Here is a 24380-nt window from a genome sequence, read left to right as displayed (position 1 = left end):
CACCGGGTCGGTACGCTCGCAGAAGCAGTACGTAGCCCTTTCGCCACAGCAGGGAGCAGATTGGAGAATCGGTGTGTGGAGAGGGAAAGTCGAGCCACGGGAATTCCTTCGCCGAAGCCGTTCGTCCTGGGATCTCGCTTGGGGGGTGAGGGACGGGCGTGCGAACAAAACGAGTCGTTTTCGCGCGAGGCACGAACGTTTTTCGCAGCCTGGGGTTTCTGGGATCGCTCGGGACGCAAACGGAGAGCGAGGGAATTGAGGTCGCTCGCGTCGAATTTAGGAGGGGTGAGAAGACCTCTCCAAAGTCCTAAAAGTTTTCCTTTTCTGTGATAGCACGCAAATCGAAAATTAGCTGTGTTTAAAATCAATGCAGAAATGTCGATTTTATGGCTTCACTCTACAATTTCGATAGCGATCGCTACAGTTTTTTACGCCAGTTGCACTCGATTCTTTTTGCGATCGGTCTGATTTACTGTGAAAATACTTTCTAATTTTTTAGAAAACAGAGGCTCGGCTCGGCTCAGCTTAGATGAGATTGCGTTCTGCTCTGACTGTGTGCGATCGTCGAGTCTATCGACTTTTATCTCGCGAAACTTTAAGTTTTATCGGGGTTTTGACAGTCGTGATGACTGTGATGTTCGGGGAAGACGCGATGGGGAACGCCGTGCGCGATCAGATCGACGGGACATTGGTAGGTTTTTTCGAGCATTTCTGCCGAAATCTGCTTTTCTCCGTGGTAAAACAAGTGACGGTTGAGACAGCCGATCGTTTTCACGTAAGTTGAAACTGCACCGAGATCGTGAGAGACCAACACGATGGGAATTGTTTCGTTGAGCTGGCGTAGCAGTTCGTAAACGTTCGTTTGCATTTTCGGATCGATGCTGGCAGTGGGTTCGTCGAGGAGCAACACCCGTGGCTCGCTGGCTAAGGCACGAGCGATGTAAACCCGCTGTCGTTGTCCGCCGGACAGTTCCCCGATGGGGGTGCGAACAAAGTCTAACATTTCTAATTGTTCTAAGGCGCGATCGACGATGTCATCGTCCTTGGCGTTATAGCGTTTGAGCAGTCGCCGCTTTCCGAGACGACCCATTCGTACGACATCTCGCACGCGTACGGGAAACTCGCGATCGAAATCGATACTTTGCGGGACGTAACCGATAAACCGACGCCCCTGTTTGACGGGACGGCCGAAGATCTCGACACGACCGCGCATCGGTGCGATCGATCCTAACAATACTTTTAAAAACGTCGTTTTGCCGCCGCCGTTGGGGCCGATAATGCCGATAAAATCTCCTGCTTCAACACTTAAGTTAATGTCTTCGAGAACGGGATCGCGATCGTATCCAGCCCAAAGATGACGTACTAAGATGGCAGGGGAAGACTCAGACATTTTTGAGTTGATAATTGATAGTTTGATAGGGAACGGGGAACAGGGAACGGGGAACGGGGGGTAGTGCTGCACTCTAATAATGCTGGTCGGACACAATCCTTCTGTGGCCAGGATTTGAAAGCCAAAGTAGCATTACTCCTCATTGCTACCTGAATTTTAAAACCGAATATCTTCACTCTTGACTCTTCACTCTTACCTCTACACTGAAAGACGCTCCCCCGCTCCCTCGATCTTCCTCTAATCAGTTCCCAAGACTTCCGAGAAGATTTGAGACACTTCGAGTAGGTTATCAGACCAATCGCGGGCGAGGGGAGTAATTGGTATTACTTCTCCGTCGATTTCGCGAGCGATGAGTTCGGCTGACTGGGTATTGAATTCGGGTTGAGTGAAGACAATTTTAATATTTTCAGCTTGGGCTTCGCTGACGAGTTCGGCCAGTTCGGCAGCACTCGGTTCTTGTCCTCCAACTTCGATGGGAACTTGTTCGAGATCGTAGTCTCGGGCAAAGTAGCCCCAGGACGGATGAAATACGATGAATTTTCGATTTTCGAGTCCGGCTAGATTGTCGCGAATTTGCGTGTCGAGTTTGTCGAGTTCTTCGAGAAAGTTAGCGAAGTTGGTGTCGTATTCGGCTCGGTTTTCGGGATCGAGTTGTGTGAGGGCGTCGTGGATATTTCGGGCTTGGATTTTAACGAGAGTGGGAGACAGCCAAACGTGAGGATCTAAGGTTTCGCCGTCCTGTGCGTCTTCGTGTTGGTGTTGGTGTTCGTCTGCGTCTTCGTGTTGGTGTTGGTGTTGGTGTTCGTCCTCGTGGTGGTGAGCTGCCATTTCCATTTTGTCGATGCCTTGGGTGGAATCGACGACGAGCATTTCGGAATTAGCACTTCGGATGCGTTCCATCCAGGCTCGTTCGTAAGGGACACCAATACTAATGTAGGCTTCGGCTTCGTTGAGGGCGCGGAGTTGTTCGGGGCGTGGCTCGTAGGTAGCCGGAGATGCACCGGGTTGCACCATCACGTTTACGTTAACATTGTCCCCACCAATTTTTTCGACGAAGTACTCCTGCGGAACGATGCTGACGGTGATGTCGAGGGTGGTATCGGGGGAGTTCTCGGGGGAGTTCTCGGGGGTCGTGTCGTTGGACGTCGGGATGTTGCTGCACCCGACGATCGCACTGAGTCCTAGGGATACAACGGCTGTGGGAAGAGATACCCTCATCTAAGCTTTTCTCCTGTGGCCTGGCGATCGCGACCGATGCGATCGTCAGTTTTGATAACGATAATCATTTAAATAACATAGAATGCGGGTCTTGACTAGGGAGGTGGAAAGATTCTGGCAATCCCGAGGCTTGAATTGTGAAGGAAATCTTCACGATCTGTACAAAAGTTGTAAAATTGCCGTTTCTGTGACGCTAGTTTTCCCCAAAACCCTCTTGTAACTGAATTATGAACCGTGTCTTCACAATAGGGGCGCGATCGCCAGAACGGCTGATGGGTGAGGGGTGAAACCCTCTACTCAAATACGGTTTGTCAAAGGCGATCACCGAAAAATCTGTGATTTTACCGAAATTTTAAAAATAACATTACGATGCACTCAAATTGCTTAAGCAATTTCCGAAGTCTGTTTGAAAAACACTCGTTAAAGTTTTTGTAAAGTTCAGTGTTTTAACTCAAGACAGATCCACAAGAACTTCACTATATTAAAGCTGGAAAGGCGAAGAAATCAGTTCGACTTCAAAAAACACACCCAGGATTTTTTGAAGCTACGTTGTTCGATAAGATTGCGATTTTCAATTACTTGTTTTTCATTGAAATACTTGAAATTGAAAATTTTCGTCCAGCTCGACCATATGAAAACCCAGACTCAAACACAACGAGAATACTTTTCGAGCCTTAAAATAATGGGTGTTCCTGCCAAAAAAATCATCGATCTTAAGTTTTTTTAGGCGGAGCAAAATAATGTCTAAGCCCAGTGCTGACGAACAATATATGCTGGAACTTGTCAATCGGATGCGACAAGTTCCAGTGTCAGAACTCAATTTACTCCTCAATAGTCCGAGTTCGGAAGTCCGAGAAGCCTTAAGTTATTTTGATGTCGATCGAAAAATATTAGAAGAACAATGGCGTGACTTAAAAGCAGTCGCGCCCGTAGCTTGGTCGGAAAAACTCCAAGATTCAGCCCGAACCCATAACGAATTGATGGTGTATTACGATCGCCAATCGCACAATCTTCCGAACGAACCGCGTTTGCTCGATCGCATCGAAAAGACTGGATACGAAGCAGCAAAAGTTGCTGAAAATATTTTCGCCTATCCCGAATCCGTTTTTGCCGGACACGCTGGATTCGCCATAGACTGGGGCAATACCGAAACGGGAATCCAAAATCCACCGGGACATCGTATTACCCTGCTCAACGAAGACTATCGGGAACTGGGAATTTCCATCATCGAAGAAAACGATCCCAACACCACGGTCGGCTCGTTACTGATTACCCAACATTTCGGACTCGATCGCCAAGCAGCTCGGTCGAACGCCGATCCTTGGTTGTTGGGAGTCGTCTACGACGATAGCCGTCGCAACGATAACTTTTATACACCTGGCGAAGGTCTCGAAGCCGTCACCGTAGAGGTCAAAAACCGCGAAACGGGAGAAACCTACCAGACCCAAAGCTGGCGTTCTGGGGGCTACCAGTTGCAACTTCCCGCTGGAACGTACACCGCTACCTTTAAAGGAGACTTCGATCGCGACGGACGCAACGATACTGTGTCTCAGCGGATCGCGGTACGAGACGAAAACATAAAACTCGATCTGATAACAGACAGCCTCGACCTGTCCACCTCTGTGGCGGCGACTCTCGAGAGCGTTGACGATAGCATCGACGACGGCGAACCCAGCAATAGCAACACGCAAACCGCAAACTCCCACGGTGAAATCGCCTTTGACCGCGAACTGACCCTCTCCCTCACGCCGTTTTCCGGTCGCAGCGTGTCCGGGGATTGGCTCGAAGGACACAGCGGGTCAGACACTCTCCTGGGAAGCGACATCGACGACGCTTTAGAAGGAAATGCTGGTAACGACGTTCTCGTCGGACGCAGCGATCGCGATCGCCTCGATGGAAACGAGGGTGACGACTCGATCTTCGGAAACACCGGCCGCGACACCCTCGATGGCGGTCTCGACAACGACGATCTCTATGGCGGTCGTGAGGACGACCTCATCGTCAGCGGCGGCGGAAACGATGCAGTGATGGGCGATTTCGGAGAGGATACGGTAACGGGAGATTCGGGACACGACCTCCTCTACGGAAATGCTGGCGACGACCTCATCGATGGCGGTTTCGACAACGATACGCTGTTTGGTGGTCTCGGCGACGATACGCTGTTTGGCGGGCCGGGGGACGACGACCTCGTCGGCGATCGTGGAAACGACCTGCTCGTCGGCGGTGAGGGACGCGATCGCTTCTGGGTGAAACCCGAGGCCGAAACTCTCACGATCGCTGACTTCTCCGACGACGTCGATCGCATTGTCGTCTCGGACGGGCTGGAGTACCAGGACTTTACGGTGTTCGAGGTAGGAAACGACCTGCAACTGGTGGCGGGACATCTCAGTTTGACCTTGCAAAACTGCGATCGTCTCCAACTCGACGAGACCGATTTTCTATCCGTCTAACGCTCGCTTCCTACGGAATCCGAATCCCAACGCCTCGACTCCGCTCAGCGGCTCGACTGAGCGCTCGCCGAACGTTTCGACTTCGCTCGCTTCGACTTCGCTCAGCGTTGATTCCGAGTGGAGTCGAGGACTCAAATAGCAGTTTCTCCGAAGCCGGTAAGACCCTCTATCCCCCCTTAGCCCCCGTACCCAAGGGGGGTTGGGGGGATGTGGTGAAGACTTCTTGAAGCCCAACTATCGGACAAGGAGGGAGTTGCAAACCCAGACCAGAGCGACACAGAACGTCACCGATTCTTCAAAAAACCTTACAGCCCAAAAACCGACGTGCGATCGCGTGTTAACTTCGTGGGAACCAATATGTTGGCGGAGCGTGCCGATCGATCGGTCTCACGTTCGACACCCAATTTTTCAAGTCACGCACCCTACTACTCACTGTTCACTGTTGACGGCTCACTGTTATGACTCCTCCGTCCCCTCCTCCCATTTCTCCCCGTCAGATGAACCTGTTGCGAGTCGTCGCGTCTATGGCTTGGGCTGACGGACAACTGGCGAAAGAAGAAGTCGATTTAATGCTCGATCGCTTCAGCCTGATTTTCGCCAAAAACGCCGAACAACAACAAAAGCTTCAGCAAGAGCTGCGGGAGTATTTGGTTCAAAATATTCCTCTCGAAGATTTGGTTCCCAAACTCCAAAGCCAAGAAGAGCGAGAACTCGTTTTGAAACTCGGTTACGAAACCATCGCCTCGAGTTCTCGTACCCCCGACGAACCCAAGATCAATGAAGAAGAAGCGACGGCGTATCAAAAACTCGTCGAACTGCTCGATTTACCGGAAACCGTCGTCAAAGAGATCGAAGCCACTGTCGAGCGAGAACACAGCGGCGATCGCTCTATTGTCGAAAGCCTTTCCGAATCCCTCGATAATTTTTTCAACGATTAGTTTGACTGGGTCTTCAAAGTTTGAGGTGATAAGCGGATTTTATACCCGGTCATCTCCCCTTAGCCCCCCTTCGCAAGGGGGGTTGGGGGGGATGGCAATGCGCCCCGATTCGATTTCGTATTTAAAATAACAAATTACACCGCAATTCCCGAAGACCCAGAAAAGATCGGGTGCATCTTACTTTTTTTAAATATGAGTCTGGGGTAGGTTGGACTTCGGCTTTGCTCAGTCCATGGGTGGAGCGATCGCGAAACCCAACAGTGCATGACTACCGAGTCGCAATGTATGACATTTTTTGAAAGCATCGATCGCGTTTCGATTGTTTTCCCTTTGTCTCTCAATATTCCTCGACGTAACTTGAGGCTTGTAAGCGAAACATCTGGGCGTAAAGTCCGTCGTTTTGCATCAGTTCCTCGTGACTTCCTACTTCGACGATGTGGCTGTTGTCGAGGACGACAATGCGATCGGCCATGCGGACGGTGGAAAAACGGTGACTGACGAAAAAGGTCATTTTTCCGGCGGTTAAGCGGCGAAAGCGATCGAACAATTCCGCTTCGGCGATCGCATCTAACGCCGCTGTGGGTTCGTCGAGAATCAAAATCGGGGCGGAACTCATAAACGCTCTCGCCATACCGATTTTCTGCCACTGTCCCCCAGATAAATCCGTGCCGCTGGAAAAGATTTTTCCTAAAATCGTGTCGTAACCGTATTCGAGAGAATCGATGACTTCCGTTGCGCCCCCGTCGGCGGTGGCTTGTTGGATGCGATCGAGATCGTCCCGTTTCGACAAATCTCCAAAGCCGATGTTGTCTTGGGCGGTGAGGCTGTACCGGGCGAAATCTTGGAAAATTACGCCGATGTTTTGGCGCAAGTCTTCCAGGGAAAAGCGATCGATCGCAATTCCGTCGAGGGTAATTTCGCCCTCGCTGACATCGTACAGCCGCGTAATCAACTTCAATAGCGTGGTTTTTCCCGCCCCGTTCACCCCCACCAGGGCGATACTTTCACCGGGTTTCACAGTCAAATTCAGATCTTGCAAGGTGGGTTTGGCAGCTTCGGGATAGGTAAAGCTGACGTTTCGCAGTTCTAACCCCTGTTCGATGGGATCGGGAAACGGCGTCGGTTTGGGGGGATCGCTGACTTGCGGCTGTAGGTTGAGAAATTCGAAATATTGAGAAACGTAGAGATTGTATTCGTAGGTTTGGGTGATGCTTTGTAAGATTTGCTCTAAGACAGATTGAGCTTGGGCAAACGCACCGGAATACATGGTAAAGTCGCCGATGGAAATGCGACCTTGTACCGTGCGGGCGATCGTCCAACCGTACGCCCCGTAATAGCCCAACGTCGCCAAGGTTCCCGCGAAACCGCGCACGGTGGCGAAGCGTCGGGCTAAATGCGCCGATTGTCGGTTGAATGTCGATCGAATCTCCGTCCACTGACTCAGTAGGTATTCGCCCAAGCGAAACAGCCTCACTTCTTTGGCGAAGGTGTTTTGCGTCAATACTCGCTGTAAATAATCCGCCCGTCGTCCCGCTTGAGTTTGCGATCGCGACAGCCAAAACCGACGCCCGGAAAATCGAACGCCCACCCACAGAGCGGGTGCGGAAGTCAGCAACAGCAACAGCATCACCAGCGGGCTGAAACTCAGCAGCAAGGCGATCGAACTGAGAAAACTGACGATTTGCCCCAACAGGTTCGTCAACGTTCCCAACAGCCGCACGGGGTAGTCACTTCCGCTTTGTTGCGCTCGATTGAGGGTGTCGTGAAATTCGGGGAGTTCGTAGTGCGATAAATCCAGACGAACCGCCTGCTCGATTAACACGCGGTTGGCGTAAATTGAAAAGCGATCTTTGAGAACTTGCAGAGTGTAAATGTTGAGTTGGCCGCTGACTTCAAAGAGGAAATTCACGCCGAAGCGCAACCCCACTAAACTGAAAATCACCATCCATTCGATGTCAGGTCGTCCGAGGTTGGCGACGACGCGATCGACCAGTAATTTCGTGACGTACAGTTCGGTGACGGGAAGCAAGCCCTGTAAGAACGTCACGGTCACGGAGGTCAGAAGATATCCCGGTGCGGCGTTCCACACCAGTTTGACGAGTCGCGGCGTGTTCGCCAGAACGCTGAAGAAGCCCGTGGAAAGGCTCGGACGGGGCGGCGGTGTGGTAGCTTCGGGACGGCGTTTCGGGGACATGGGGGGGACGGCGATCGTTCTAGTCTTTCAGCTTAACGGGTTCTTCGGTTCCGTCGAGTCGCCAAGTTCTTCAGGCTAGAATCGAGGCATCTCTGAATCTCTATAATTTGTTGTCGCGTTTGTATGTCCGACTCGTCTGCGATCGATCCCGACGAAATTCGTATTTGGCAAGCCAAAATCGAACAAGCCAACCGCAACAACCTGTTGTGTCATTGCAAAAGCTGCGATCGCGAATGGGTGTCGTCTCGTCGGGAACCTTGTTCTTGCGGGAGTCGCCAAGTCGAATCTATCGCCTGTTGGCAGTTTCCCGACGGTTGAGGCGATCGCTCGAATGAATTCCCAGGACGCGAGGCGCGAGGACGCTCGTTTAATTTGTCATGTTCGACCCAACTGTTGCGTTTTCCGACGCGAGCGATCGCACGCTCGTTATTATCGACGGGGCGATCGCCGATCGCCAAACTCTCCTTTCCGGTCTCGATCCCCGCATCGAAACCGTCGTTCTCGACACCACCACCGACGGCCTCCAACAAATTTCTGAGGTTCTCGCCGATCGAAACGACCTCGACGCGGTTCACCTGATTACACACGGAGACGCCGGACGCCTCCAACTCGGTAACGCGAGTCTCGACGGACATCACCTCGACGACTTCGCCGATATCCTCACGGACTGGGGAAACGCTCTCGACGCCGACGGCGATTTTCTCCTTTACGGCTGTAACGTCGCCGCCGGAACGCGCGGCCGCGAATTTATCGAAACATTTGCCACCCTCACGAACGCAGATGTTGCGGCGTCGGACGATTTAACCGGATACGGCGGCGATTGGGCGTTGGAAGTCCGCTGGGGCGATCTCGAAACAGCGGTGGCGATCGATCGCGTCACCCGAGAGAACTACCGCCACAACTTCGCCACGATTCCCGTTCCCGCTGGAGACAAAACCGCCCTCATCGACGCGATCGCCCTCGCCAACAGTACCCCAGAAAACGATACGATCGTACTCGAGGGCGGAACCTATACCATCACAACCTCGAACAACGGTACGGGAGGAAACGGCGATAACGCCCTTCCGTCCATCGTCAACGTCGCCGTGGGAGGAACCCTCACCATCGAGGGGAACGACGCCACCATCGAACGGAGTAGCATTGAAGATTTTCGCCTGTTTCACGTCATCAACGACGGCAATCTCACGCTTGCAGATTTAACCTTGCGGGGCGGTTCTAGCACCATAGACGGTGGTGGTGCGCTGTTCAATCGCGGGACGGTGACGCTGGCGAACGTGACGATAACGGAAAACGAATCGATCGATGATGGAGGGGCGATCGAAAATGTGGCCGGTGCGACGCTGTTCGTTGAGGACAGTCGCTTTTTTGCCAACGTCGCAGCCAGTGATGGCGGCGCGATTTTCAACCGGGGAACCGCGAACGTCTCGAACAGTGTCATCGAAGACAACGAAGCGGAATTTGGCGGCGGGATTTACGACTTTGGGGCAACGTTACGTCTGTTTAACAGTCAAATTTCAGACAACCAAGCCAGCGAGGACGGTGGTGGAATTGCGAGCGAGAGTGGCAGTGCGATCGCCATCTTCAACAGTGCGATCGACGGCAACGAAGCGGGATTCGGCGGCGGTGGTATCGCGATCGATTCGGGATTGCTGCAACTGCTAAACAGCACCGTATCGAACAACCGAGGTTTTGGGGGTGAAACGGGTGGCGGTGGATTGAATGCTTTTGACAGTACTGTCGAAATCACCAACAGCACGATTTCAGGCAATCAAATGCCGTCGTCTCCCACCTTTGGCGGCGGCATTGCTAACATCATCGGCACGCTTTCAATTCGCAACAGTACCATCGTCGAGAACGAAGCCACGGACTTTGGTGGGGGAATCGGACTCGATGGTGGCAGTCTCGCGATCGCCAACTCGATCGTGGCAAACAACCGCAATGCGACCGACGAGGACGATATTGCGAGTTTTTCGACGCTTCCGCCCGGAATCAGTCTGGGATTCAATCTCGTTGGCGTCGATCCGGAAGGGGTTTTCAACGCGACTGGCGATCGCGCGGGAACTGCGATCGCTCCGCTCGATCCTCTTTTGAGTCCGCTTCAAGACAACGGCGGGCCGACGCTGACTCACCTTCCCCTCGACGACAGCCTCGCTATCGATGGTGGAAACATCGCGTTGGCGATCGATCCGACGACCTCGCAACCGCTTTTGAGGGATCAGCGAGGATTTCCGCGTCTGGCGGGATCGGCGATGGATATCGGAGCGGTGGAAGTGCAAACTGGCGACGCGATCGCCCTCGTCGAATCGGCGGGAAATACTCGCTTTCGCAGCGGTTACGGTTTCGATACCTACGAAATCCAACTTCTGCTGTCTCCGTCTGAGGACGTGACCGTGACTTTGTCGGCGGATACTCTGACCTTCGATGCTTCGCAACTGACGTTTACCCCAGCAAACTGGAACGTCCCGCAATTGGTTACGGTCACCGCACCGTTAGAGACGGCTGCGGGAACCTTCGCGATTACTCACACCGTCACCAGCGAAGATTTAGTCTTTGATGGTCTGTTCCTCGAGGACGTTTCTGTCACCGTGACAAATCCCATGAGTTTTCCGGGGGAGGATGTCGCGATCGATGAGGCTTCCATCTTAGGATTTAGCGAGGGAGACGACGCGATCGCCGGGAGTAACGGCCGTGACGATCTCTATCTCCGTGGGGGAAACGACGCCGCCTTCGGGAACGGGGACGTCGATCGCCTTTACGGTGGCAACGACGACGACTATCTCAACGGCGGTGAAGCGACGGACTATCTCAACGGTGGACTCGGCGACGACGACCTCGATGGAGAGTCTGGGATCGATGTTCTGTTTGGCGGTGAGGGAAGCGATCGCCTGCGAGGGGGAGCAGATATCGATTGGTTGTTCGGCGGACTCGGCGACGACGAGTTAATTGGCGGTTCGGGGAGCGATATCCTCAGCGGCGGCGACGGAAACGATATCTTCGTTCTCGAACGCAACGGCGCACCGGATACGATTAACGATTTCCAGGTTTTACAGGACAAACTGAGTTTGACCAACGGTTTGAGGTTTGAGGATTTGGAATTCGTGCGACAAGTCGGTTCTAATTCACAACTCGAAACTCTGGTTCGCGACGGGGTGACGGGAGAGGCGATCGCGATTTTAGTAGGAATTAATCCTTCGTTTTTGTCGGAAATTGATTTTATTTGAAGCCGGTAAACCTAACATTGCTTCAATCGGTCTCACCACAGAAACACAGAGAACACAGAGTTGGATTTAGTAGGGTGGGCAATGCCCACCAGACTCTTTCAAGAGAGTTCGAGATCGAGTTGAATTTGCCGATCTTTTACAGCCCATCAATTTTATAAACAGTGGGTGCTGCTGTCTAGATCCCCGGAATTTCTAAAATGCCGGGGATCTTATAGAGATTTTATAGAGGATTTATTTTTATGATTTAAAACTTTTTTACACGATGTTTTTCGTAATACTGCTGGTGTTCTTCTTCGGCGATATAATAGTCTTTTGCAGGTTCGATAAACGTGACAATATCTCGATCGAACTTCTGAGATTGTTGTAACTTTAGCTTCGATTGTCGGGCGATTTTTTCTTGCTCGGGAGTATGATAAAAAACGACCGATCGATATTGGTCGCCGCGATCGGGACCTTGACGGTTTAAAGAGGTGGGATCGTGAATTTCCCAAAAAACGTTTAACAAGTCCTCGTAAGAAACGATGTCTGGATCGTATTCAACCTGTGTCACTTCCGCGTGTCCCGTGATTCGAGCGCAGACATCTAAATAAGACGGATTTGGGAAATCTCCACCCATATATCCCACAGAGGTCGAAACAACGCCGTTAACGCGACGAAATGCTGCTTCGATACCCCAAAAACAGCCCGCTCCAAAGGTCGCAATTTCAGTCATGTTGTCCTCACTCTGGTATGGCATCGAGTCCTTCGGCGATCGTATACCCTGCCATCGCCAACAGCAAGAGCCGAAAGAGTAAATTCACCCAACGTTCGGGAAGTTTGGGTAAAACGCGCGTTCCCAACTGAGCGCCGAGAATCCCGCCAACGCCGAGAGACACACCTTGCAACCACAACACGTTCCCCTGCATTCCGTGGCGCACTAATCCCGAAATCGCAATCAAGACGATCGCTCCCAAACTGGTACGAATTGCGAATTTGATCGGTGACTGTAACAGTAGCATTTGCAAGGGAACCATCACCAAACCGCCGCCAACCCCAAACAATCCCGACAACAACCCCGCTAAACTGCCAATTCCGATTGTTTTGACACGATACTGATGTTGCGTGGAAATATCCTCGAGTTCTTGCGTCGCCAGGTAACGGCGCAATCCCATTAAGTAAATTGCCGCAAGTTGCAACGCAGCAAAGCAAAAGGCCAAAATCGCAGCAGGAAGCTGGTTTCCTAGCCACGCTCCCACCTGTGCCAAGGGAATTCCACCCAGCGCCAATCCCAACGACGCTGTAAGGTTGAGATCGCCAGTGCGCCAATTTCGCACGCTTCCCGAGGTGGCGCTGAGAACGACTCCCACCAAACTCGTCGCCGTTGCTTGCAGGATCGTCAAGCCACCCACCATCAACGCGGGAACCATGAGCAAGCCGCCGCCAATTCCCAAAACACCTGCGGCGATTCCGGTGAAGATTCCCACCAGCAGCAACGAAAGCAGTTCGATCGACATTCAATTAACAAGAGTGGATGTAAGCGATTTGTCCCTTCTCATCATCTCATCATCCCATCACCTCAACTTCTCCTCTCCCGACGCGGCGCGAAAGACTTGTTCGGCGAAGGCGGGGTTTTCTGCCATGCGCTGGAATAGCTTTGGCATTTCTCGATGGTGCTTTTTCAGAAACTGCTCGTATCGCTGCGGTGTGCGTCCCGCTAGAAACACGAGGGACTCTTCGTCTAACTCTAAATGTTGCGCGATCGAGCGGATCACGTCTTCTTTGGCCGCGTAGTCGGCGCGATCGTTCTCTAACTTCGATAAATACGTGAAATCCACGCGCAGCATTTTCGCTAACTCGCGCTGAGACAAGCCTAAATCGGTGCGCGCGCGGCGAATGACGGTTCCAAAGCTTTCTTCCACGGTTGGCTCCTCTTTTGTACAACTCGGTCGAACGACAGGCGATCGCGTGACGCCTAACGGAGTGCGTTGAGGTCGATCCTCCTTCCTACGCGCATTTTAGCGAATGCTTGACAAAAAAATCAACGACCGCTACACTGAAAGTAGTTGACTTTTTAGTCAACTCACGCGAGAACGACGCAGCAGACTGTCAGGTCAGACGTTCTCACTGCGCCTGGCCTGACTTTTCCGAAACATCCTGCGTTATCCCACCAACCGTTCCCCACCGGAGGTTTCCAACCGTGACTCAAGCGTCTTTCGACAACAAATCCCAGTTACTCGAGCAATTCCAACAGGTTTTGGCCGAACGCAAGCGTCAGGAGTACCGTGTCGCCACCAAAGAAGAAGAAGCCGAAACTCAGAAAAACCGAGAACTCCTCGAAATTGCCTCCACCTACACCCCAGACAGCATCGTTCGCGGCTTTGCGGACTTACAACTGGAGTTCGACACCACCGTTACCAGCCTCGCCGATCGCCTCGAAACCGAAGCCAAGAAACTGGACGAACTCCGCAAATCCATCGAAATCGAAACTGAGACCCTACAGCAGTTGCAAAAAGTCGGTATCGTCGCCGACGCGTTGCACCTACTGCGCCGGGAACACCAAGAACAACGCCGCGCCTTGGAAGACAAACTGGCGCGTCAGCAGGAAGCCTTGGAAAAAGAACGCACTCAAACCCGCAAAGCCTGGGAAAAAGAACGACAAGCGTTCGAGACGCAGGTGGCGGAAACCGAGGCAATGTTGCAGAAACAGCGGCAACAGGAAGCGGCTGACTTCCAATACGAGTTACAACGCCAACGGAAAATCGATGCCGACGAGTACGAACGCCAGCGTCGGGAGTTGGAAGCGCAACTGTCGCAACAAAACCGCGAAAAAGAGAAAGATTGGACGGAACGGGAAGCGTTTTTAAGCGATCGCCAAGAAGAATTTGACGAGAAAAAACAGCGCGTTGCCACCTTCGAGGCAGAGTTGCAACAAGCTTTCGATCGCGCCAAGGAAGAGACGATTCGCAAGGTCAATCGAGAGGCGTCCGTGAAGGCGAATTTAGTCGAGAAAGAGTGGGAAGGTCTTCAACAAGGTTACGAGGTTAAAATTTCGGCATTAGAGACGACGATCCAGCGTCAAAACGAGCAAATTGCTGAAATTTCGGCACAGTTACAAGCTGCCGCTCAGCAATCTCGAGAGTTAGCGATTCAGGCGTTTGGCAATCGTTCTTAATGGCTGTAGGTTGAGTCGAACGAAGTGAAATCCAACCGTCAGATCTCTTTAAAAAGATCGATGAGGTTAACGCGTGAATTTTTCAAGACCTTCGTTCGGTATAAGTTGAATCGGACGGAATGAAATTCAATAGCCGATTTTTTTGAGAGTTTCGTTCTGTTGGGTTTCGTTTCACTCAAACCAACCTACAAAAAAATTACTGGATTTTTTGCAAATTTTTCATTCTTTGAGGTTAGAACTGTGGTCAATTCTCGCAACACCAAATCGGAAATTCTCGCTGCATACAAAGAACTTCAAAAAGAAAAAAAATCGTTGGAGGCTAAAATCAAACAAGGCACGAAATCTCAGTCTGAAAATTCAACCCCGTCAACGGTCGAATCCAATCGCACTCGAGCTTCTGCAAAAACCGAACAGGAACGGATGCAAGACACTATCGCACAGTTAACCGGATTGAAGTTGGGATTTGGCAGTTCGGTGAGCCAGCTTTCCGAACAGCTTACCCGCGAAGCCTCGCAGTTGGGAGAGGTTCAAAGTCAAGTTTCCGAAGCGATCGCTCGCCTGACGCAACTGTACGATCTTTCAGATATCCAAGACGAGACGCTCGACAACTTGATTCGCGAGTACGAAGAGAGTGAAAAACAGTTTTCCGATGTGTTTGAAACAGAACGGGAAACTCTAGAACAAGCATTTTTTGAAGAAGAAACGGCGTGGCAGAAAGAACGAGAAGATCGCCACGAAGCGATCGCAGAACGCAATGCAGAGTATCGTAAAGCCTGCGAGCGAGACGAGCGAGAGTATCGTTACGATCGCGATTTACAACGCCAGACAGACGCTGAAGCATATCAGCAGCAGCAGGCAGAGTTATATCGCCAACTCGACGAAACTCGCCAACAGCAAGAAAAAGCTTGGGAAGACCGGGAAAAAGCAATTTCCGAACGCGAAACTGAGTTTGAAGAAGTGATGGCGAAAGTCGAAGCGTTCCCGGCGGAGAAAGAAGCACAGATCGAACGTGGAAAAGAAGTCGGACGCAACATCGCGATCGCTCAAACGAAGGCGAATGCAGAGTTGCGGCAGAAAGAAATTGAGGGTGAGAAGCAGCGGTACGAGTTGCAAGTTCGAGCGTTAGAAGAAACGATTCACGATCGCGAAATTCGCATTGCCAATTTGACGCAGCAGTTAGAAACCACCCTCAAGCAAACGCAAGAGTTGGCAGTCAAGGCGATCGAAGGTACGGCAAACGAGAAATCTTTGCAAGCGGTGAAAGATATTGCGTTAGAACAAGCTAAAAACCAGCAACGTGGGAAGTAAGCGATCGCACCTGTTCGATCGAACGAACTGACTTAAAGTACGCGATCGCTCCGAGTCTCGGCGTCTTGAAGATGCCGAGATTTTTTTCGAGCAGTTTTGAATTGGAAATTTCAAGTGGGAGTCTCGAAAACAAACACGAGATCGATCCGTTTTAATCGTTGCGAAATCGCTTTGAAGGAATGCGATCGGTAAAAATGCTGAAAATGCGATCGGCTAAAATAAGGAAAGCGCAAGAGGCTTTCCAACGCCGATCGGATCGAAATATCGTATGACATTAGCTTAGAATTTGGGAGTCGGATCGCTATGACGATCGAAGACGAAGAACTGCAAGGCATCTTTAAAGAAGCAAGCGAAGAAGAGTTAAGAAATATTAAGAATGGCTTGTCTGTATGGCAGCAGCATCCCAGCGATCGCGACGTTCTCGAAGATCTATTAAGAAACGTTCATTCCCTCAAAGGCAATGCGGGAATGCTGGGTCTCAAAGACCTCGCCATGCTGACGAACCAGTGGGAACACGTTCTCGAAACGCTCAAACAGAGCGACACTTCCCCGTCAGAAGATGTATTTGCACGACTCCAGCAAGGTCTCGAAGCGATCGAAAAACTGGTAAACGAGGCCATTACCGGCGAACCTTCAGGCGTACAAACCTTCTACGTCTTAGCGGCTTTGATGGGAGGACACGCCTCGCCGCCTCCCTCTGACGCCCCCCCCGAAACGCTGCCAGAATCTCCACCGCCGCCGCCAGCGTCCCCGAGTCCTCGGGTTTCCCACAGCGATCCCAGCCAGACGTACCTCGACGACGAGGAACTCCGTCAAACCTTCCAAATTGCCAGCGAAGACCACCTACAAAAACTCGACGACGGACTATTACATCTCGAACAACATCCCGACGACGGCGATCGCCTCGACGATATTTTGCGAGAAATCCACAGTCTCAAAGGCGATGCGGGAATGCTGGGCGTCGAATCCGTAGCGCAACTGGCTCACCTCTGGGAGCAGCAACTCGCACCGGTCAAAGAGAAAACCCTCGATCTGTCCCCACAACTGTTCGATCGCCTGTACGGGGGCTTAGATGCGATCCGCCAGTTCGTCAACAACGCCGTGAGCGGAGAAGTCGGGTCTCTATCCCTCGAAACCGCGTGCCATGTATTGCGGGGTGAGGAACCGTCCGTTTCGACGCCCGACCCATCCCCGACCGAACCCGCGACGCCGCCACCCTCCTCGACCGAACCCGCGACGCCTTACATCGAGGACGAAGAACTCCGTCGAACCTTCAAACTGGCCAGCGAAGACCACTTACAACAACTGTACGACGGTCTGTTGCACCTCGAACAGCATCCCGACGATCGCGATCGCCTCGACGATATTTTGCGAGAAATCCACAGTCTCAAAGGCGATGCGGGAATGTTAGGCGTCGAGAACATCGCACGTCTCTCCCACGCTTGGGAACACCAACTCACACCCGTTAAAGAGGGAAAAACCGACCTCACCGACGACCTCTGCGATCGCCTGTTTCGCGACCTCGACACCATCCGCCAACAGATTAGCGATGCCGTCACCCCTCCTCTAGAGCGACCGGATTCCACCTCAAACGGCTCCTCAGACACCGCCTCAGCGGCCGACGATCGCAGCGTCCCTTCCAGCGAAATCCCGTATATCGAGGACGACGAACTCCGCCATACCTTCCGCATCGCCTGCGACGACCACTTACAACAACTCGAGGACGGATTGCTGCATCTCGAAGAGCATCCCGACGATGGCGATCGCCTCGATCGGGTTTTGCGAGAAATCCACAGCATCAAAGGCGATGCGGGAATGTTGGGGATCGACACCATCGCTCGACTAGCCCACGACTGGGAACAACACCTCGTTCCCATCAAACAGGACAACGTCCCGCTAACCCCCCAACTGTGCGATCGCCTCTACCGAGAATTAGACAGAATTCGCCAACTCGTCAACGAAGCCGTAACCGGCCGTCGGAGTCCAGTCGAACCCGACACCGCCGTCGATCGCCCCGACAGCGGCCCGCAGTCCCCAACCCAAACCGCCGCGATCGCTCCTGCACCCGCTGCGACCTCCCCCAACCCGTCGTCTGACAGTTCCCCCAACGGCAACGTCCAAAACGATCTAGACGGAAACTATCGCATCGATACCATCCGCGTCGCCACCCACAACCTCGACGCCTTGATGACCCAAACCGGAGAACTCACCGTCACGAAAATTCGCATCGCTCACCGACTCTCCGAAATCGAAGAAATCGTCAGCCTCTGGGAAGAGTGGAGTCGCGACACCAACGCCTCGCGATTTCTGTGGGAAGAGTTCCGAGTCAACGGTCGCGAAAACGGAAACGGAACTCGGGCTAACGTTCTCGAACAGATGCAGTCGTTTCAGCAACTGTCCCGCGATCGTCTCGAACGCATGGGAAACCTGGTCAACCGCCTGCGAAACGCCATCGCCGAAGATACCGCGCGACTCGATACCATTTCCGACGAAATTGAAGACGGCGTGCGGACGTTGCGACTGTTGCCACTGTCGACGATTTTCAACCTGTACCCGCGTTTGGTGCGAGACTTAGCGCGATCGCAAAACAAAAACGTTCGACTGTCGATTTGGGGAGGAGACACCCGCGCCGACAAGCGCATCCTCGAAGAGATGAAAGATCCCCTCACCCATATTATTCGCAACGCCATCGATCACGGCATCGAACTGCCCGAAGAACGGGTGAGGCTGGGAAAACCCGAACGCGCCACCGTGACGCTGCGAGGATATCAAACTGCCAGTACCGTCGCGATCGAAGTCTCCGACGACGGCCGGGGATTGGATCTCGAAAAAATTAAGAAAACCGCCCTCAAAAACGGCGTGTGTCGTCCCGAAGACTTAGAAACGATGACGCCGAACCAGATTCGATCGCTGATCTTCATGCCCGGATTTTCCACGCGATCGTTCGTTACGGAAGTCTCGGGGCGCGGCGTGGGGCTAGACGTCGTCCACGCCAATGTCGAACGGCTCAAAGGCTCGATTCAAGTCGAATCCGAACCCGGAAAAGGCTGTACCATCCGACTGCACTTGGGGACGACTTTAGCCACCGCCCACGTGCTGCTCGTCGAAGTCAACGGACAACCTTACGCTTTGCCAGTCGAGTTCGTGCAGACCGCTTGTACGATCGACCCAAGCGATATTTTCGCCATCGAGGGTCGAGAAACGATTCTCTTCGGCGATCGCCCCATTTCCGTCGCGACGTTGGCAGACTTGTTAGAACTCCCAGAGGCTTCGGAAAAGCGCGAGGCGCGATCGAGCGCTCTGTCCTGCATTATTTTGAAAGTCGGCGACGATTGGCTCGGAGTCATCGTCGATCGCCTCATCGACGAACAAGACGCCATCCTCAAGCCCCAAAGCAAACTACTCGCTCGCGTTCGCAACGTTTCGGGGGCGACGATTTTGGGAACCGGAGAAGTTTGTATCGTTCTCAACCCCGTCGATTTAGTCCAGTCGCTGCATAGCACCCGCCGCTTGTCTGCACTGACGCGAGATACGACCTCCGTATCGGTCGCCTCCGAAGACATCGGTGTCGAACCTCCCGAAGACCGACCTCGAGCTGTCGTGTTGTTAGTCGAAGATTCCATCACCACTCGCACCCAAGAAAAACGGATTTTAGAAGCGGCGGGTTACGAAGTCGTCACGGCTGTTGACGGGTTAGACGGATACAACAAACTTCGCGCCCAGCCGTTCGACGCCGTGGTGTCCGACATTCAAATGCCCAACCTCGACGGTCTCAAAATGACCGAACGGATTCGATCGCACCAGCAGTACAGCGAACTTCCCATCGTCCTCGTCACCTCCCTGGGTACCGACGAAGACCGCCGCAAAGGGGCTGAAGCAGGAGCGAACGCTTATATCACAAAAAGCAGTTTCGATCGAGAGGTATTAGTTGAAACGTTGAGACGTTTAGTATAGATTTCCGATCGGACTGGGGTTTCAAACGTATCGTTTCGCTTTCGAGAATCTGTTAAAAACTGTAAACTGGGAGGGTGGGCAAGGTTTGTCTTACCACTTCTCAAACGATAAAACACTGTTTTAAAAAGTTGTTTGAAAAATAGATCGTGCTGCTCGCCGTTCCTTTCAAAAGATGCCTATTCGCGTTCTCGTTGCTGAAGATTCCCCCGTCGTTCAAATCGTTCTCAGGCGAATTTTTACAGGATGTGACGATATCGAACTCGTCGGTATGGCACGCACGGGAAAAGAGGCGTTAGACCTCTTACCTCGGGTACGCCCCGATGTCGTCTGCACCGATCTCCATATGCCCGAAATGGACGGGTTAGAACTGACTGAAGAGATTATGGCAACGATGCCCCGTCCGATTCTCGTCTTGAGTGCGTCGGTTCAAGCCGAAGATACTCAAAACGTATTTCGGGTACTCAACGCCGGGGCGGTGGACGTTTTACCCAAACCCATCGACAGTTCCGTGGGCAACTGGGACGATTTAAAACACGAACTCCTCATGAAAATTCGGATTTTGTCTGGGGTGGCTGTGTTTACCCACCGACGACGGACGACGCCTGCGGTAAGGGTTCCGACGATAACTCACGAAGAACGCCAGCGTGCTTATCAAATCTTGGCGGTGGGAGCGTCTACGGGCGGACCGCAAGCGTTACTGTCAATTTTATCGACGATTCCGCACAACTTTCCCGTTCCCATCGTCTGCGTTCAACATATTAGTCGGGGATTTTTACAGGGATTGGTGGCGTGGTTGAATTCAGAAACCACAATTTCCGTCGAAATTGCCTCGGCTGGCGCGATCGCCCGACCGGGAACGGCCTATTTTCCGCCTGAAGACAAGCATTTAATCTTCGATCGTGCTGGACGTTTTGGGTATTCTAACCTGCCGCCTCTGTCGGGACATCGCCCGTCGGTAACGGTTTTGTTCGAGTCTGTCGCTCGGTGTTACGGTCGCCGTGCTGTGGGCGTTTTGTTAACAGGAATGGGGAAAGATGGTGCGGTAGGAATGTTAGAAATCGAACGCAGCGGCGGATTGACGATCGCACAAGACGAAGCCAGTAGCGTCGTGTTTGGGATGCCGAAAGAGGCGATCGCGCTCAAGGCAGCACACTACGTTTTGCCGTTAAACGAGATTTCACCGCTGTTGTTGCAACGGGTGTTTCGCTGACTATAATTCGATCGTTTGAATTCAAGGTTTGAATGATTTAAATTGTAAAACTTTAATGACAGTTTCAAATAAAAACGATACGAATCTTAATTTCAAATACTGGTTTTACCTAACCCAAAAAGCTCCTCTCTGTGTCCTCTGTGTCTCTGTGGTGAAAACTTCTTAAAACCCAGCCTATCGGAAACGTATTTCGTATGAGTCGTTGAAAATTAAAACACCAGACAAAATCCGATTTACAGTTCCCTGTTCCCTGTTCCGCTGTTCCCTGTTCCCTATTTTGTTACACAACTGATTTAGAGTTGCTATATTTTTTTAATTGCGATGAAAACTTGGCAAGATGTGATTCAGTTTTGGTTTGGAAAATTCGAGAGTTCCGAATACGGGAAACCGCGAAAACAATGGTTTGTTAAAGATCGTGCGTTTGACGATCGCGTGCGATCGCAGTTTCTCGATACTTATTCCCGAGCGGCATCTGGCGATCTCGACAGTTGGCAAGCCGAACCCCTCAGTTGTTTGGCATTAGCGATCGCCCTCGACCAATTTCCTCGGAATCTATTTCGCAATATGCCGCGAGCCTTTGCCACTGACAATAAAGCCTTGCACGTCGCCGAAACAGCCATCGATCGCCAGTTCGACCGACAAGTACTTCCCGTCCAACGTTGGTTTTTCTATCTACCCTTCGAGCATTCAGAAAATCTCGAACATCAACACCAATCCGTGCGCCTGTTCGAGACATTAAAAGACGATCCCGACAGTGCCAGCACCCTCGATTACGCAGACCAGCACCGGAACGTCATCGAAAAATTCGGGCGTTTTCCCCACCGAAACGAGATTTTAGGTCGCGAAAGTACCCCAGCAGAACGAGAATTTCTCCAACAGCCCGGATCGTCGTTTTAGCCGTTGCGATCTCGGTCGTCTTCTGTCCCTCGAACCGACCCGAGATACCTTTGTAAATAGGGCGAAAAAACCTCGTAAATGAGCGTCAGCGGTTTACCGTGATGCCAAAACAGATAGTGACGACCCCAAAACGGCCCGGCTTCCTCAAACGCCTCTTCCAACGCAGGCGATCGACCGTAGTAAAGACCGCGAATGTCGCGATATAACTCCGCATGAATGCGCGAGAGATTTTCCCAAATCGGCAGCGCTCGATTTTGTAAATAGTCGTCGATGTGGCTGGCTTCCCACCACGACGCTGCATAGGCCAGACGTTGACCCGACGCCGTTCTCAACCAAACCTGTCGTCGCAGTCGCGGCGTCGGAATCTCTTGAATTAAAGACGGCGCTCCGTCGGTGTCGGTGCCGATGGCGGACATATCGGTCACATCGACTTCGGTGGGTTCTCCCGTCAGCAACTTCAGGTGACGCGTCGGAGAGCCGTCTCCGAGCAGTAGGATTTGCCAAGCCGGTGCGAGTTGTTCGTGGGGCAAACCGTCTCGAACAGCAGTTTCGTCGCCTTGCCACAGGGGATCGAGGGCGTGCCAGGCGAGGGATTGAGTGACGCGGTCGGGATGTCTAAACGTCGCAGTCAATGGTCTTAACAGAACTTAACCAACTCTCTTATCATAGCGCCGATCCCCGTTCTCCCTAGCTCCGGCTTCGATCTGAGCTAGGCTATAGACATCCTGTCAAAAACGATCCCGATGGTAGGGTTGGGCGATTGCGGCTCGAGAAGTCCTTGGAAACGCCGAGCGACAGAGAAAGGCAGCCGATCTCGTTCGCGCAAGCCGGACGGAGTCCGTTTGCATTCAGTTCGCCCTGTTTAAGCTGATGTTCGATTCCGATCTCGTCCGAAAGTTCGTCCGACTCATTTCGCAGCAAACAGGTTTGTGCGTTCGTCCTCAAGACGAAAACGGACTGCTCGCGAAGCTGCAAGCTCGTATGAAAGCACTGGGGATATCTTCCCTAGACTCTTACTATCAACTCCTCGATGCCGGACGTTCGGATGCTGTCGTCGCACCGAGCGATCGCCTCCGTAGCGAACGGGAATGGCGAGAACTCGTCAAACTCTTGGTCGTGACGGAAAGTTATTTTTTTCGCGATCGCGGTCAGTTCGACCTCCTGCGGACTCGCATCCTACCAGAACTTATCGTCAAAAACCGCAACCTCGCCGCCCAAAAAGCCAACGGCGCGAAACCCACCCTCAAAATTTGGAGTGCGGCTTGTGCTTCGGGAGAAGAAGCCTATTCGCTAGCAATTTTACTGCGGGAACTCCTACAGGATTTATACGACTGGAACCTCGTTATTTTTGGCACCGACATTAACGAGTCAGTGTTAGAACGCGCTCGACAGGGCGAATACAACGCCTGGTCGTTCCGCCAAGTCGAACCTCGCATTCAACAGCAATATTTCCAAACTCGCCACGATCGCTATCAGATCGACCCTCGCGTGCGTCGGATGGTGCAGTTCCATCGACTCAATCTCGTTCGTCACGAGTTGCCCGATGCCGATCTCGCCCTCGCAGAGATCGACCTCATTCTCTGTCGCAACGTTTTCATTTATTTCGATCGCGCCTCGATCGACCGCGTTCTACAAAAGTTTCACCGTACCCTCGCCCCTGGAGGATATCTCATCGCCGCGCACGCCGAACTGCAAGGACAAGCGACCCAGCCCTTTCATACTCAACTGTTTCCCCAGTCTGTGGTGTACCAGCGGTGCGATCGCCTCGCCGGAGACAGTATCGCCCGTGGCGATCGCGTCAGCATCCTCGAACGGTCGTCCGTTCCATCTCAAACCCGCGATCGGCCCTCTTCTCCCACCGTTCCCGCCGTTACCTCTCGAGCGGAACTCTCCCCCTCCCGTCCGAGCGTTAAACTGCGGCGCGATCGCCCCGATCGACCCTCCCCTCGCGAACTCTCCCCGGCTTGGACTCAAGCGCTCGCCTGCTACCAACACCAGGACTACGCCGACGCGATCGCCCGCGCCGAAATCGTCCTGTCTGACGAACCGCAGCATCTCGACGCCTACACCCTCATCGCCCGCGCCTATGCCAACCTCGGCGATTACCAAAAAGCCACTTATTACTGTATGCAAGCCCTCGGAATCGATTCTCTGGCCGTCGAACCGTACTATCTTTTGGCACACTTGGGCGAACTACAAGGCAAACCCGAACGGGCCAAAAGCTTTTTGAAAAAGATCGTGTATATCGACCCCCACGCGGCGATCGCCTATCTAGAACTGGCACAACTGTATCGAGCCGAAGGCGACCGACATCGCGCTCGTAAAATGCAAAGTACGGCTGTCGAAATTTTGCAAACACTCCCCCCCCAAACGGTGGTCGATGCCGAACGACACTTGACCGCCGGAGAGTTGTTACAACACGTTCGCGGCCAGTCCCGGTAATCCTTTG

General features: G+C 52.5%; 17 protein-coding genes and 1 pseudogene. 11 read left to right on the top strand and 7 right to left on the bottom strand.

The annotated features are described in order from the left end of the window. Positions 1 to 595 precede the first annotated feature (595 nt). Together POG22_RS18585 and POG22_RS18580 are read right to left on the bottom strand one after the other, a co-directional pair. Positions 596 to 1390, bottom strand: coding sequence for a metal ABC transporter ATP-binding protein (locus POG22_RS18585; RefSeq protein WP_063719723.1), 795 nt, complete (start codon positions 1388 to 1390; stop codon positions 596 to 598). 237 nt (positions 1391 to 1627) lie between these two features. Then, entirely contained in the window at positions 1628 to 2608 is a 981-nt protein-coding gene (locus POG22_RS18580) for a metal ABC transporter solute-binding protein, Zn/Mn family (RefSeq protein ID WP_498906760.1), read from the bottom strand. Positions 2609 to 3348: 740 nt separating this feature from the next. Here POG22_RS18580 and POG22_RS18575 point away from each other — a divergent pair. Both POG22_RS18575 and POG22_RS18570 read left to right on the top strand, forming a co-directional pair. Next, positions 3349 to 5058, top strand: a complete 1710-nt coding sequence (locus POG22_RS18575; RefSeq protein WP_498906759.1) for a CAP domain-containing protein — start codon at positions 3349 to 3351, stop codon at positions 5056 to 5058. Between the two features lie 458 nt (positions 5059 to 5516). Then, complete coding sequence (locus POG22_RS18570; protein WP_063716030.1) at positions 5517 to 5996, top strand: tellurite resistance TerB family protein; 480 nt, start codon at positions 5517 to 5519, stop codon at positions 5994 to 5996. A 337-nt stretch (positions 5997 to 6333) separates the two neighbouring features. Here the strand turns inward: POG22_RS18570 and POG22_RS18565 are convergent, their stop codons facing one another. Then, on the bottom strand, positions 6334 to 8190 hold the full coding sequence (locus tag POG22_RS18565) for an ABC transporter ATP-binding protein (RefSeq protein ID WP_498906758.1): 1857 nt from the start codon (positions 8188 to 8190) through the stop codon (positions 6334 to 6336). 123 nt (positions 8191 to 8313) lie between these two features. On the opposite strand from POG22_RS18565, the gene POG22_RS18560 reads away from it, so the two are divergent. Both POG22_RS18560 and POG22_RS18555 read left to right on the top strand, forming a co-directional pair. Next, the gene (locus tag POG22_RS18560; protein WP_017663188.1) at positions 8314 to 8508 is read left to right on the top strand and encodes a hypothetical protein; all 195 of its coding nucleotides are present in this window, start codon (positions 8314 to 8316) and stop codon (positions 8506 to 8508) included. 59 nt (positions 8509 to 8567) lie between these two features. Continuing rightward, positions 8568 to 11411, top strand: coding sequence for a DUF4347 domain-containing protein (locus POG22_RS18555; protein WP_498906757.1), 2844 nt, complete (start codon positions 8568 to 8570; stop codon positions 11409 to 11411). 244 nt (positions 11412 to 11655) lie between these two features. Here the strand turns inward: POG22_RS18555 and msrA are convergent, their stop codons facing one another. From msrA to POG22_RS18540, 3 genes are read right to left on the bottom strand one after another with little or no spacing between them, the layout of a single operon-like run. Further along, entirely contained in the window at positions 11656 to 12123 is a 468-nt protein-coding gene (msrA, locus tag POG22_RS18550) for a peptide-methionine (S)-S-oxide reductase MsrA (protein ID WP_498906756.1), read from the bottom strand. A 7-nt stretch (positions 12124 to 12130) separates the two neighbouring features. Further along, complete coding sequence (locus POG22_RS18545) at positions 12131 to 12904, bottom strand: sulfite exporter TauE/SafE family protein (protein ID WP_063716033.1); 774 nt, start codon at positions 12902 to 12904, stop codon at positions 12131 to 12133. Between the two features lie 57 nt (positions 12905 to 12961). Further along, positions 12962 to 13309, bottom strand: a complete 348-nt coding sequence (locus tag POG22_RS18540; protein ID WP_063716034.1) for a helix-turn-helix domain-containing protein — start codon at positions 13307 to 13309, stop codon at positions 12962 to 12964. Positions 13310 to 13587: 278 nt separating this feature from the next. On the opposite strand from POG22_RS18540, the gene POG22_RS18535 reads away from it, so the two are divergent. The 6 genes and pseudogenes from POG22_RS18535 (at position 13588) to POG22_RS18510 (ending at position 21931) form a co-directional block, all read left to right on the top strand. Further along, complete coding sequence (locus POG22_RS18535) at positions 13588 to 14562, top strand: coiled-coil domain-containing protein (RefSeq protein ID WP_063716035.1); 975 nt, start codon at positions 13588 to 13590, stop codon at positions 14560 to 14562. Positions 14563 to 14802: 240 nt separating this feature from the next. Further along, the gene (locus POG22_RS18530) at positions 14803 to 15870 is read left to right on the top strand and encodes a coiled-coil domain-containing protein (protein ID WP_063716036.1); all 1068 of its coding nucleotides are present in this window, start codon (positions 14803 to 14805) and stop codon (positions 15868 to 15870) included. 303 nt (positions 15871 to 16173) lie between these two features. Beyond that, positions 16174 to 16944, top strand: a pseudogene (locus POG22_RS18525) (Hpt domain-containing protein); the annotation flags it as partial. A 171-nt stretch (positions 16945 to 17115) separates the two neighbouring features. Further along, positions 17116 to 19824, top strand: coding sequence for a hybrid sensor histidine kinase/response regulator (locus POG22_RS18520; protein WP_498906765.1), 2709 nt, complete (start codon positions 17116 to 17118; stop codon positions 19822 to 19824). Between the two features lie 172 nt (positions 19825 to 19996). Next, positions 19997 to 21034, top strand: coding sequence for a chemotaxis-specific protein-glutamate methyltransferase CheB (gene cheB, locus POG22_RS18515; RefSeq protein ID WP_063716037.1), 1038 nt, complete (start codon positions 19997 to 19999; stop codon positions 21032 to 21034). 321 nt (positions 21035 to 21355) lie between these two features. Then, positions 21356 to 21931 (top strand): DUF924 family protein, encoded by a 576-nt coding sequence (locus tag POG22_RS18510; protein ID WP_063716038.1) that lies wholly within the window; start codon positions 21356 to 21358, stop codon positions 21929 to 21931. Here the strand turns inward: POG22_RS18510 and POG22_RS18505 are convergent. Then, complete coding sequence (locus POG22_RS18505; protein ID WP_063716039.1) at positions 21928 to 22563, bottom strand: chorismate lyase; 636 nt, start codon at positions 22561 to 22563, stop codon at positions 21928 to 21930. The genes POG22_RS18510 and POG22_RS18505 overlap by 4 nt on opposite strands. 238 nt (positions 22564 to 22801) lie before the next feature. Here POG22_RS18505 and POG22_RS18500 point away from each other — a divergent pair, with 238 nt between their 5' ends. Further along, positions 22802 to 24373: a CheR family methyltransferase gene (locus POG22_RS18500; protein WP_063716040.1), complete on the top strand. Its 1572-nt coding sequence runs from the start codon at positions 22802 to 22804 to the stop codon at positions 24371 to 24373. The last annotated feature ends 7 nt before the right edge of the window (positions 24374 to 24380 follow it).

The organism is Geitlerinema sp. CS-897 (genome assembly GCF_028368005.1).
GTDB classification, from domain to species: domain Bacteria; phylum Cyanobacteriota; class Cyanobacteriia; order Cyanobacteriales; family Geitlerinemataceae; genus Baaleninema; species Baaleninema simplex.
This window is presented reverse-complemented; position numbering and strand designations above follow the sequence as displayed.